The organism is Azospirillum brasilense (assembly GCF_001315015.1).
In the GTDB taxonomy this organism is placed as follows: Bacteria; Pseudomonadota; Alphaproteobacteria; order Azospirillales; family Azospirillaceae; genus Azospirillum; species Azospirillum brasilense.
Genome location: NZ_CP012914.1, coordinates 740,282 through 752,168 on the forward strand (window position 1 = coordinate 740,282; position 11,887 = coordinate 752,168).

Sequence of the window (11,887 nt, forward strand, 5' to 3'; positions counted from 1 at the left end):
CCTTTCTTCAAATCACCCCCGGAGCGACCGAGCAAACCATGCGGCGGGTCAAACTCGACCGAATTGACCGGCGGATTTTGCGCGACCTGCAAAATGACGGCCGGATGACCAACGTAGAACTCGCGAGGCGTGCCGGCATCTCTGCCCCTCCGTGTTTGCGGCGTGTCCGCGCCTTGGAAGAGGCGGGCTTCATCCGCGGCTATCACGCCGACATCAACCCCGACGCGCTCGGGTTCGGTGTCACCGTGTTCGCCCAGGTCGGCCTGTCCAGCCAAGCTGAAGTGGACCTAAAGAAATTCGAGGAACTCGTCAACTCCTGGCCCATGGTGCGTGAGTGCAACATGCTGGCCGGTGAATATGATTTCCTGCTGAAGATCGTGGCGGAGGACTGGGACGACTACCAGCGCTTCCTGACCACGAAGCTGACGGCGGCGCCCAACGTGGCGCACGTCAAGTCGGCTCTGTCGATCCGCACGTCGAAGCACACGCCCGGTGTGCCGATCGACGTCGACTCGCCGGACATCCCCGACTCGCTGGAGGATGACGACGAAGAGGACGAGGGCGAATCCTCGACCCGGGTGGCGCGCCGCTGAGGCGGCGCCGCACTAAAACGGGTAGCCCTTTCTCCGGACAGCCGGCACCGCACCCAGCGTATGGGATGTGGTGCCGGCTGTTCGTGTTTCGGAAACACGGCCCTTGCGCAATTTTATGACGCTGAGCGTTTCCGAAAATGGATTTCTGCCCGTCTTCGCACGTGCGATGCTTTCCACGGCGAAGGTGCTAAACTCGTGCGACACCGATTTCGCCGATTTTGCCCGTGACCGGGAGACGATGATGGCCCTACCCCGCCGCCGTGCCCTTCCGCCGCGCCTTTTCCTGCCGACGCTGGCGCTTGCCGCCGCGCTGGCCCTGCCGCCCCTGCTCGGCTCCCAGCCGGCGGTGGCGGCCACGCCGGGCGTCCATGCGGAGGAGATCGTCCGCTTCCCCTCGCTCGACGCCGATCTGACCAGCGGTGCCCCGACGCCCTTGACCGGGCGCTTCCTGCGCCCCAAGGCTGACGGCCCCTATGCCACCGTCGTCCTGCTGCATGGCTGCAGCGGCCTCTACGCCAAGACCGGGCGGGTGGCGTCCCGGCACATCGACTGGGCGTTGACGCTGCGCGAACAGGGTTATGCGGTGCTTATGGTGGACAGCTTCGGTCCGCGGGGTGTGGCTGAGGTCTGCACGGTCAAGGACCGTCCCGTCCGGGCGACGGAGGAGCGCAAGCGCGACGCCTGGGCGGCGCTGGCCTACCTGCGCGCGCGCAGCGACGTGGACAGCGACCGGATCGCCCTGATGGGCTGGTCGCAGGGGGCGGGCACGGTGCTGGCCGCCTATGGGCCGGGCGGGCAGGGGAACGGCTTCCGCGCCGCCATCGCCTTCTATCCCGGCTGCCGGACGCCGCTGAGCGACGCCGATTGGCAGCCGGAGGGCCCGCTGCTGATGCTGCTGGGCGGCAAGGATGAATGGACGCCGGCGGAGCGCTGCCTGGAGCTGGCGAGCCGCGAGCCGGTGAAGGAGCGCACCGAGGTCGTGGTCTATCCCGACGCCCATCACGGCTTCGATTCCCCCCATGCGCCGCTGCGCAAGCGCCGCAATCTAGCGACCGCCCCGGCGGGCGAGGCGACGGTCGGCACCGACGAGTCCGCCCGCAAGGACGCCATCGAGCGGGTCAGCGCCTTCCTGGCGGAGCGGCTGCGGGGGTAGGAGGGCGGGTCACGGGTGAAAAACAAAGCGCCCCGCACCGGTTGTCGGTGCGGGGCGTTTCGGTTCGCGGTCGGTGGTGGGGCTGAGTCTTGCGAACCGGCCCCTGAAGCTTGGACCCGCGCTTACTTGAAGGCGACGGTGACGATCTCGTAGACCTTGGACCCGCCCGGTGTGGAGACTTCCACGCTGTCGCCGACCGACTTGTTGATCAGCGCGCGGGCCAGCGGCGCCTGGATGGACAGCATGCCGTTCTTGATGTCGCTCTCGTCCTGGCCGACGATCTGGTAGGTGATCTCCTCGTCGGTGTCCTCGTCCGCGAGCGTGACGGTGGCACCGAACTTCACCGAACTGCCGGACAGCTTCGTCGGGTCGATGACCTCGGCGCGGCTGATCTTGTCCTCCAGCTCCGCGACGCGGCCCTCGATGAAGCTCTGGCGTTCACGCGCGGCGGTGTATTCGGCGTTTTCCGACAGGTCCCCGTGCTCACGCGCCTCGGCGATCGCCTTGATGACGTTGGGCCGTTCGACAGTCTTGAGGTGCTTCAACTCCTCTTGCAGGCGGTTGTATCCCGCCGCAGTCATTGGAACTTTTTCCATCGTTCAATCCATCACCATGCCGACGCAGCGCCCTGGGAAAGCTACGGCGCGGCGGAGGAGGTCCGCCGCGCCGTAAACCGTCCTAATAGGAACCGCTAAGGTACGACTGCAACGGCGCGACTTCAAGGCTGCCGTTCCGGAGTGCGGCAATCGCTTCCACCGCCGCGCGTGCACCGGCCATGGTGGTGTAGTAAGGCAGGTTGTAGGTCAGCGCCGTGCGACGCAGGCTGAAGCTGTCGGACAGGGCCTGCGCGCCGTCCGTGGTGTTGATGACCAGATGCACCTCGCCGTTGATCATCGCGTCGACGATGTGCGGCTGGCCCTCCACCACCTTGTTGATCGACTCCGCCGGGACGCCGGCCTGACGCAGCGCCGCCGCGGTGCCGGTGGTCGCCAGGACGCGGAAGCCCATGGCGTGCAGCTTCTGCCCGATCTGCACCGCCGACGGCTTGTCGCGTTCCTTCACCGAGATGAAGACGGTGCCCTGGACCGGCAGGGTGACGCCGGCGCCGAGCTGCGACTTGGCGAAGGCCAGCGCGAAGTTGTGGTCGAGGCCCATCACCTCGCCCGTCGACTTCATCTCCGGGCCGAGCACGATGTCCACGCCGGGGAAGCGGGCGAAGGGGAACACGGCCTCCTTCACGGCGGTGTGCGGCGGGGTCGGGCCGTTCAGCGTGAAGTCGGCCAGCTTCTCGCCGGCCATGACGCGGGCGGCGACCTTGGCGATGGCGGTGCCGGTGGCCTTGGCGACGAAGGGCACCGTGCGGCTGGCGCGCGGGTTGACCTCCAGGATGTAGACCGTGCCGTCCTTCACCGCGAACTGGACGTTCATCAGGCCGACGACGTGCAGGGCGCGGGCCAGCGCCTCGCCCTGACGGCCGATCTCGGCGATGGTCTCGGCGGGCAGCGAGTAGGGCGGCAGGGCGCAGGCCGAGTCGCCGGAATGGATGCCGGCCTCCTCGATGTGCTCCATGATGCCGGCGATGTAGACCTGGCCGGTGGCGTCGGCCACCACGTCCACGTCCACCTCGATGGCGTCCTGCAGGTAACTGTCGATCAGCACCGGGTTCTTGCCCGACACCTTCACGGCGTTGCCCATGTAGCGCTTGAGCCCGGCCATGTCGTGGACGATCTCCATGGCGCGGCCGCCCAGCACGTAGGACGGACGGATGACCACGGGGAAGCCGATCCGCGCGGCGACCGTCTCCGCCTCCTCCAGCGACCGGGCGAGGCCGTTGGCCGGCTGCAGCAGGTTGAGCTGGTGCAGCAGCTTCTGGAAGCGCTCACGGTCCTCGGCGAGGTCGATGGCGTCCGGCGAGGTGCCGAGGATCGGGATGCCGGCCTTCTCCAGCGCGTCGGCCAGCTTCAGCGGGGTCTGGCCGCCGAACTGCACGATGCAGCCGAGCACCGTGCCGTTGCGCTGCTCGACGCGGACCAGCTCGATCACGTCCTCGGCGGTCAGCGGCTCGAAATACAGGCGGTCGGCGGTGTCGTAGTCGGTGGACACCGTTTCCGGGTTGCAGTTGACCATGATGGTCTCGATGCCGGCCTCGCGCAGGGCGTAGACGGCGTGGACGCAGCAATAGTCGAACTCGATGCCCTGGCCGATGCGGTTCGGCCCGCCGCCCAGGATGACCACCTTCCGCTTGTCGGTCGGGTCCGATTCGCACTCGGCGGCACCCGTGCCGTCGGTCTCGTAGGTCGAGTACATGTAGGGCGTGCGCGAGGCGAACTCGGCGGCGCAGGTGTCGATGCGCTTGAAGACCGGCGTGACCCCGGCGGCGCGGCGGGCCTCGGCGACCTCGGCCTCGGACGTGCCGGCCAGCTCGGCCAGACGGGCGTCGGAGAAGCCCATCTGCTTCAGCGCCTGCCAGCCGGCCTTGTCGGTCGGCAGACCGCCGCTGCGGATCGCCTGCTCGCGGTCCACCAGCGCCTTGATCTGTTCCAGGAACCACGGGTCGTACTTGGAGACCTGCTGGACCTCGGCGACGGTGAAGCCGTGGCGGAAGGCCTGGGCGATGACCAGCAGGCGGTCCGGCGTCGGGCGGGCCAGCGCGCCGCGGATGGCCGCGGCGTCCGGCGTGTCGCTGTCGCCGATGCGCACCTCGTTGAAGCCGGTCAGGCCGGTCTCCATGGAGCGCAGCGCCTTCTGCACCGACTCCTGGAAGGTGCGGCCGATCGACATGGCCTCGCCCACCGACTTCATCGAGGTGGTCAGCAGCGGCTCGGTGCCGGCGAACTTCTCGAAGGTGAAGCGCGGCATCTTGGTGACGACGTAGTCGATCGTCGGCTCGAAGCTGGCCGGGGTGGTGCCGGTGATGTCGTTGGTCAGCTCGTCCAGCGTGTAGCCGATGGCCAGCTTCGCGGCGATCTTGGCGATCGGGAAGCCGGTGGCCTTCGACGCCAGCGCGGAGGAGCGCGACACGCGCGGGTTCATCTCGATGACGATCAGGCGGCCGTTCGCCGGGTTCACCGCGAACTGGACGTTGGACCCGCCGGTCTCCACCCCGATCTCGCGCAGCACCGCGATCGAGGCGTTGCGCATGATCTGGTATTCCTTGTCCGTCAGCGTCAGCGACGGGGCGACGGTGATCGAATCGCCGGTGTGCACGCCCATCGGGTCGATGTTCTCGATGGCGCAGACGATGATGCAGTTGTCCGCCTTGTCGCGGACGACCTCCATCTCATACTCCTTCCAGCCCAGCACCGATTCCTCGATCAGCACCTCGCCGACCGGGCTGGCGCGCAGGCCGCCGCGCACGATGTCCTCGAACTCGGCGCGGTTGTAGGCGATGCCGCCGCCGGTGCCGGCCAGCGTGAAGCTGGGGCGGATGATCGCGGGCAAGCCGACGAACTCCAGAGCCTCGGTCGCCTCCTGCATGTTGCGCACGAGGCGCGAGCGCGGCGATTCCAGGCCCAGCTTGTCCATGGCGTCGCGGAACAGGATGCGGTCCTCGGCCTTGGCAATGACGTCGCGCTTGGCGCCGATCATCTCCACACCCAGCCGCTCCAGCGTGCCGTCGTCGGACAGGGCCATGGCGGTGTTCAGCGCGGTCTGGCCGCCCATGGTCGGCAGCAGGGCGTCGGGGCGCTCCTTCTCCAGGATCTTCGCCACCACGGCCGGGGTGATCGGCTCAATGTAGGTGGCGTCGGCCAGACCCGGATCGGTCATGATGGTGGCCGGGTTGGAGTTCACCAGGATGACGCGGAAGCCTTCCTCGCGCAGCGCCTTGCACGCCTGGACGCCGGAGTAATCGAACTCGCAAGCCTGGCCGATGACGATCGGCCCCGCGCCGATGATGCAGATGGATTTGATATCAGTGCGCTTGGGCATGGGTCCGCTTCTCGACGTTCGTGCAGCAAAAGCCCCCTCGCGCCATTGGCCCCTTTCGGGGCGCGGGTGTGAGGGGGCACGGATCAATATGTCGTTGCGAGGCCCCTTTATAGGGAACAAGGCGGCGCGGGGGAAGGGGTGGGATGATGCGCGGGCCACATGTCTGAAACATCGCCAGCGGGCGGCGAGGCAAGGCTTGAACCTGCGCCGAAAGGGCGTCATCAATCGGGGTGCGCCGGAAACCCGGCGTTTCCCGATCCTCGCCAGCGGGAGAAGCCCGCACACCCGTTCTGACCGCCGTCCCTGACCGCCTTGGAGTTCGCGCCCGACGATGACCCACGCTTTCGCCAAGGACAGCCGCGCCTGCGCCGCCTGCGTTTCGTGGGGGGGCGACCGCGCCCTGTCGGATGACAACACGCTCGTCCATGTCGACCGCTACAGCGCGGAGGGGGAGTGCCGGACGGCGACCAGCCAGGATTACCGGAAGGTCACCCGCTCCTACCACACCTGCGCGACCTGGGCGCCGCTGCCGATGCTGAAGAAGCACGGTGGCCGGCCGGAGCGCCAGCCGGTCTTCGCCAGCCGCCCGGCGCCCGCACCGAAACCGGTCCTGGAGGCCGTGGGACCCGCGCCCGTGCGCGTGGTTGCCGCCGCTGTTCCGCCACCGCCGCCCGCGCCGCCGGTCTGCCGGTCGGAGCCGCTCGATCTCGACCAGCTTCCGCAGATCGCCAGCCTGCTTTACGTCCACTGGCGGCGCGTCCTCCGCGGACGCCCGATGCCGGAGGCGCGCGACATCGACACCGCGCAGATCCGCGAATGCGTGCCGCGCCTGTGCCTGATGGAGCCGCTGCGCGGCGGCGAGGATTTCCTCTACCGCGCCTGCGGGCGGGCGGTGCAGCGGCGGATCGGGCAGCGCGCGGTGCCGCGTCCGGTCGGCGACTGCCACCCCGCCGAGGCGGCGGTGCGCTTCAACGCCGACCTGCGCGCCTGCCTGGAGGTGGGGGAGCCGCGCGGCCTCCTGGTGCGCGACGACCCGATGCTGCCGGGGGCGCGCTTCGTCGAACTGCTGCTGCCGCTGTCTGACGAGGACGGCCGCCCGGCCCACGTGCTGGCCTTCCGGCACGTGCCGGGGGGCTGACGGAGGCCGCGGTGCCCTGGAGCGTGCAGCCTCCGCCGGAGCCCCCACCGGAGCCTTCGATGCCGGCGCCCGGCGGTGCCAGGCCGGCTGGCGGCGCCGACATGGTGGGGGTCTGGCCGTCCGGCGTGTGGATCGTCGTCGGCACGCTCTTCTATTTGGAGAACCCGCAGAGCTTCGCCGGCTGGAAGGGCGCGCTCTATTATGTGGTCGGCACCGCCGTCGTGGCGCTGGTGATCGGCCTCATCAGTCTGAACCTGCGCCGCGCCGTTGCCGGCATGCTGGCCGAGGTGTTTCCCCGCCGCGACCGTTTCACCGACCTCGTGAGCCTGATGCTGCGGCTGATGCTGGCCACGGCGGAGGGCATGCTGGTGGCCCTGCTCGCCCGCTGGACGCTGGGCGCGCTGGGGTAGGGTGATCCTTCGCCAACCAATCGGCGCTACACTGGGCATCCCGGAACCGGTCGTCCTGTGGAGAGGCCATGCAGAATCTGTCCGCCTACTGGTCGCCGGCCGAACTGGCCGTCAACGGCGTCATCCTGCTGCATCTGGTCGGAGCGCTGGGGCTCGGCATCCTCATGGGCTACGAGCGCTCCTTCCATGGGCGGGCGGCGGGGATGCGGACCTACGCCCTGGTCTGCCTCGCCTCGACGGCGCTGACCGTGGTCAACGCCTATCCCGGCCTGTGGTACGGCGGCATCGGGAGCGGAACCGGCGGGGGCGGCGACCCGACGCGGGTCATCCAGGGCATCGTGACCGGCATCGGCTTCCTCGGCGCCGGGGTCATCATGCGGGAGGGCTTCTCCATCCGCGGCCTGTCCACCGCGGCGTCGATCTGGACGGCGGCGGCGATCGGGGTGACCATCGGGCTGGGCTTCTACGCCGCGGCCATCGGCGCGGCATTGCTGGTCATCCTGGTGATGAGCGCCTTCCAAAGGCTGGAGGCGGTGCTGCCCCACCACACGGTGGTCCAGGTGATGCTGGTGTTCGAACGCGCGCACGCTCCCCCGGCGGAAACGATCCGCGCCAAGGCGCTGGAGCACGGCTACGAGATCGTGTCCTGGGCCTTCCACCTGCGCAACGGCAGCGGCCACCTGGAGTATCAGCTCACGCTCCAGGCCAACGGCACGCCGGACCCGATGGAGTTGATCGACAAGCTCGCCCACACCAGCCGCGTGGTGGAGTTCCGCCTGTCGCCGTCGCGCATGTGAAAGCCCGGCGCTTCTTACTTTTCCAACAGGAAATAGGCGAAGTCGATGCTGGGCGCGGCCAACCCGAACTGCGTCAGCAGGGTGTGCGCCTGCCCGCGGTGATGGGTCTGGTGGTTGAAGACATGGGCCAGCACCGCGGAAAAGGGCATGGTGAAGGCCTGCCCGGCCAGTGAGTGGTAGTGGAGGTCCGCGGAGAAGCGTGCCTCCTCCTGCTCCGCCACGACGCGGATGAGGCGCTCGTCCTCCGCCTCGCGGGCGGCGCGCAGATCGTCGAAGCCGTCATACAGGATCTCGTCCAGGGCGAAGGGCGTCGGCCCGTCCCCCTCGATGCGGCGCAGCCACACCCGGTCGGCGACCAGGATGTGGTTCAGCGTTCCCCGCACGGAGCGGAAGAAGGCGCTGCGGTCCTCGCGGTACTGGGCGTCCGACAGCTCGGCCGCCACCGCGTAGAGGCGGCGGTTGGCCCAGCGGTTGTAGCGCGCGAACCGTTCGAAATGCGCCTTCATTGCCCCGACTCCTGTGTTCGAAGGCTCCTGTTTTCAGACCCCGGCGCGCTTGGCCGACAGGCCGGCGGGGGACAGCAGCACCTCACGCTTGCCCTGGTGGTTGGCCTGGCCGACCACCCGCTCCGTCTCCATCCGCTCGACCAGACGGGCGGCGCGGTTGTAGCCGATCTGGAGCTGGCGCTGGATGAAGCTGACCGACACCTTGCCCTCGCGCACCACGAGGTTGACGGCCTGCATGTAGAGGTCGTCGCCGGAGTTGCCGCCGCCGCTCTCGTCGTCCTCGTCGGCGACCGCCTCATCCTCTTCCTCGGTGATGGCGGTGACGTAGTTGGGGGCGCCCTGCGACTTGATGAACTGCACGATCTCCTCGACCTCCGAATCGGAGACGAAGGGGCCGTGGACGCGGGTGATGCGGCCGCCACCGGCCATGTAGAGCATGTCGCCCTGGCCGAGGAGCTGCTCCGCCCCGGCCTCGCCCAGAATGGTGCGGCTGTCGATCTTGCTGGTGACCTGGAAGCTGATGCGGGTCGGGAAGTTGGCCTTGATGGTGCCGGTGATGACGTCCACCGACGGGCGCTGCGTCGCCATGATCAGGTGGATGCCGGCGGCGCGGGCCATCTGGGCGAGGCGCTGGATCGCCGCCTCGATCTCCTTGCCCGCCACCAGCATCAGATCGGCCATCTCGTCCACGATGACCACGATGTAGGGGAGCGGCGTCGGCTCCTGCGGGGTCAGGTCGAAGACGGCCTCGGCCTCGCCGGGGACGGTGCGGCGGGGCATCGGCTCGCCGTTGGCGATCATCTCGGCGATGCGGGCGTTGTAGCCCTCGATGTTGCGCACGCCGAGCTTGGACATCGCCTCGTAGCGGCTCTCCATCTCGCGCACGGCCCAGCGGAGCGCGATCACCGCCTTCTTCGGGTCGGTCACCACCGGGGTCAGCAGATGCGGGATGCCGTCATAGACCGACAGCTCCAGCATCTTCGGGTCCACCATGATGAAGCGGCAGCGGTCGGGCGGCAGCCGGTAGAGCAGCGACAGGATCATCGTGTTGATGGCGACCGACTTGCCCGAGCCCGTGGTGCCGGCGACCAGCAGGTGCGGCATGCGGGCGAGGTCGGCGACCACCGGCTCCCCGCTGATGTCCTTGCCGAGCGCGATGGCGAGGTGGGCCTGCGATTCGGCGAAGGCCGCATGGTCGAACATCTCGCGCAGATAGACCATCTCGCGCACCGGGTTCGGCAGCTCCACGCCGATCACGCTGCGGCCCGGCACGATGGCGATGCGGGCAGTGACCACGCTCATCGAGCGGGCGATGTCGTCGGTGAGGTTGATGACCGTCGCCGACTTGGTGCCCGGCGCCGGCTCGAACTCGTAGAGCGTCACGACGGGGCCGGGGCGCACGTCCATGATCTCGCCGCGAACGCGGAAGTTCCGCAGCACCGTCTCCAGCATCCGCGCGTTGCGGGCCAGGACCGTCTCGTCATGTTGCTGCGGCGGGCGCGGCGGCGGGTTCTGGAGGAGCGTGGTGCCGGGCAGGGCGTAGGGATCGTCCTCGCCGATGGACAGCGCAGCCTCGTCGGATTCGGGTTCTTCGTCATCGTCGAGGGCAGCGGTGTCGTCGACGCCGTCCGCGTCGTCGTCATAGGCCGCGTCGTCCTCGTAGGCCGCGTCGTCCTCGTAGGCCAAGGTGTCGTCCTCGGCTTCTTCCGGCTCCGCTTCCTCAGACAGCGCCCCGGGCAGATCCTCGGCGTCGGGAATGAGGACGTCTTCCACCTCTTCCGGCGCATCCACGGCCGCGTCCGAAGCCGGGGGCGGGGCGATGGTTTCTGCGGCGCGCGCCTCGTAGGCCCATTCGACGCCGGACAGGAAGGCGAATCCGGCGACCACCGCCAGCGCCTCGTCGCCGAGGTTGGTCGAATAGACCGTGCCGGCGCGCGGGGTTCCGGGGAGCACCTCAACGTCCCACAGCAGCCGCCCGTCGGGGCGCGTGTTGGGGATCAGGTTGAAGGGGCGGCCGTTCAGCGCGCACCACAGATTGAACTCGTCGGCGGTGACGACTCCCGACTGGGTCGCGGGCGCGGTCAGGTGGGGCGTGCGCGGCGTCATGCCGGGGCTCCCGGTTTCTGTTCGGTGGAGAAGGACTTGCCGTCTTCGGCGTCGTCGGGGGTGTCGTTGTCGGTTTCGGCCACGGCGTCCGCAATTCCGTCCGTTTCGCCGTCCGTTTCGGCGTCCTTGTCCGCAAGGGCCTCAGGGTCGGGGGCCGTCGTGCCGCCCGCATCCGGTTCGTCGTCATCCGGCACGTCGACGTCCAACTCGGCTTCCTCGTCCGTCTCCTCATCCTCCGTGGTGGGGATGAGCGCGGCGTAGGGCGATTCGTCCGGCGGCAGTTCGTAGGCGGCGACCAGGATCTTGTCGATGGTTTCCCCATCGCTGGACATCGGCAGCGCCAGCCGCTCCCAGGTCCGCATGACGCCGCTGAAATCGGCGGTGTAGACACGGGCGACCGGCAGCCGTTCGCGCAGGAGCGAGGCGTATTCGGGGCGCAGGATCGCCCGCTGCTCCTCCGGCAGATCGTCCAGCGTGGCGCCCAGGCGCGAATGCCCGAAGGCCGCGGCGAGCGACTGGCCGTAATAGGAATAAACGAAGTCATCGTCGCCGATGACCTCGAAAATCACAATATTATCTTTCCACGGCCGCAGATCGGCCGGGGCGACGGTGCTGGACACCGGCGGCTTCCCGCCGATGCATTTGGTGAGCCAGAAGTCAAGCAGGCCGCTCAGGTGCGGCGTCGCCAGCTCGGTTCTTTCCTTGATCATGGATTGGGCGCGGAATGTCTCGGGCGGCGCCCCGCGGGGCTACCCCCTGGAGCTTTCATGGACCGCCGGAACCATACCCGGAAGGGACGGGCAGGCGCAACCGCAAGGGCGACGTCGCTTAAGGGCCTGGCAAGGATTCCCGAGCGGGTGTGTCCGTGGGTCCCGATCCTTTCTGTGCGCGGGCGTCGTGCCACAAGGTGTTTCAGTAAAGAAACGTTCTGAATTCAGTCGATAATTCATATTCGAAGGGTTTTTCACGGAATCATACGTTAATATGCGAAGGAAAGATCAGTAGATAATCATAAAAGATAATAATGAATCATGCGGTTGTACTCTTTAAAAAAATGATTCTTAGCGGTTGATTGCTTTGAGCATCGGTGATACAAAATTCTTGTCGCGATTGTTTTGCTGCAATCTGACCACAAAACAAAGGAGGAAGCGGTGTCAACTTTTCTTGATCTTCAGAATGGTTTCTATAACGGTTTGTGTCAGGGTCTCGGCCTGTCGCAGGACACGTTCCAAATTCTTCAGCCATCGCCGCCTC

Annotated in this window: 11 protein-coding genes; 5 read left to right on the forward strand and 6 right to left on the reverse strand. The window is 67.8% G+C overall.

The window, feature by feature from the left end; translation table 11 throughout:
* Window positions 1–38 precede the first annotated feature (38 nt).
* Together AMK58_RS03355 and AMK58_RS03360 are read left to right on the forward strand one after the other, a co-directional pair.
* Window positions 39–593 carry an Lrp/AsnC family transcriptional regulator gene (locus AMK58_RS03355; RefSeq protein WP_035675586.1) on the forward strand — a complete coding sequence of 185 codons (555 nt, stop codon included), beginning with the start codon at window positions 39–41 and terminating at the stop codon, window positions 591–593.
* A 238-nt stretch (window positions 594–831) separates the two neighbouring features.
* On the forward strand, window positions 832–1,746 hold the full coding sequence (locus AMK58_RS03360) for a dienelactone hydrolase family protein (RefSeq protein ID WP_236778166.1): 915 nt from the start codon (window positions 832–834) through the stop codon (window positions 1,744–1,746).
* Between the two features lie 122 nt (window positions 1,747–1,868).
* Here AMK58_RS03360 and greA read toward each other — a convergent pair whose 3' ends face one another.
* Window positions 1,869–2,342, reverse strand: coding sequence for a transcription elongation factor GreA (greA, locus tag AMK58_RS03365; protein ID WP_079285121.1), 474 nt, complete (start codon window positions 2,340–2,342; stop codon window positions 1,869–1,871).
* An 82-nt stretch (window positions 2,343–2,424) separates the two neighbouring features.
* Window positions 2,425–5,676, reverse strand: coding sequence for a carbamoyl-phosphate synthase large subunit (gene carB, locus AMK58_RS03370; RefSeq protein WP_059398623.1), 3,252 nt, complete (start codon window positions 5,674–5,676; stop codon window positions 2,425–2,427).
* A gap of 331 nt (window positions 5,677–6,007) precedes the next feature.
* On the opposite strand from carB, the gene AMK58_RS03375 reads away from it, so the two are divergent.
* The 3 genes from AMK58_RS03375 (at window position 6,008) to AMK58_RS03385 (ending at window position 8,021) form a co-directional block, all read left to right on the forward strand.
* The gene (locus AMK58_RS03375; protein WP_059398624.1) at window positions 6,008–6,814 is read left to right on the forward strand and encodes a PAS domain-containing protein; all 807 of its coding nucleotides are present in this window, start codon (window positions 6,008–6,010) and stop codon (window positions 6,812–6,814) included.
* 59 nt (window positions 6,815–6,873) lie between these two features.
* On the forward strand, window positions 6,874–7,224 hold the full coding sequence (locus AMK58_RS03380; RefSeq protein ID WP_059398625.1) for a hypothetical protein: 351 nt from the start codon (window positions 6,874–6,876) through the stop codon (window positions 7,222–7,224).
* 68 nt (window positions 7,225–7,292) lie between these two features.
* Window positions 7,293–8,021, forward strand: a complete 729-nt coding sequence (locus tag AMK58_RS03385; RefSeq protein ID WP_035679566.1) for an MgtC/SapB family protein — start codon at window positions 7,293–7,295, stop codon at window positions 8,019–8,021.
* Between the two features lie 14 nt (window positions 8,022–8,035).
* On the opposite strand, the gene AMK58_RS03390 is transcribed toward AMK58_RS03385, so the two are convergent.
* The 4 genes from AMK58_RS03390 to AMK58_RS30285 form a co-directional block, all read right to left on the reverse strand.
* Window positions 8,036–8,527 (reverse strand): DinB family protein, encoded by a 492-nt coding sequence (locus tag AMK58_RS03390; RefSeq protein WP_035679565.1) that lies wholly within the window; start codon window positions 8,525–8,527, stop codon window positions 8,036–8,038.
* A gap of 33 nt (window positions 8,528–8,560) precedes the next feature.
* Window positions 8,561–10,633 (reverse strand): DNA translocase FtsK, encoded by a 2,073-nt coding sequence (locus AMK58_RS03395; RefSeq protein WP_059398626.1) that lies wholly within the window; start codon window positions 10,631–10,633, stop codon window positions 8,561–8,563.
* Window positions 10,630–11,343: a PAS domain-containing protein gene (locus AMK58_RS31085; protein WP_196813192.1), complete on the reverse strand. Its 714-nt coding sequence runs from the start codon at window positions 11,341–11,343 to the stop codon at window positions 10,630–10,632. Before AMK58_RS31085 ends, AMK58_RS03395 begins: the two co-directional genes overlap by 4 nt.
* Window positions 11,344–11,662: 319 nt before the next feature.
* Complete coding sequence (locus AMK58_RS30285; protein ID WP_137165184.1) at window positions 11,663–11,878, reverse strand: hypothetical protein; 216 nt, start codon at window positions 11,876–11,878, stop codon at window positions 11,663–11,665.
* Window positions 11,879–11,887: the final 9 nt, after the last annotated feature.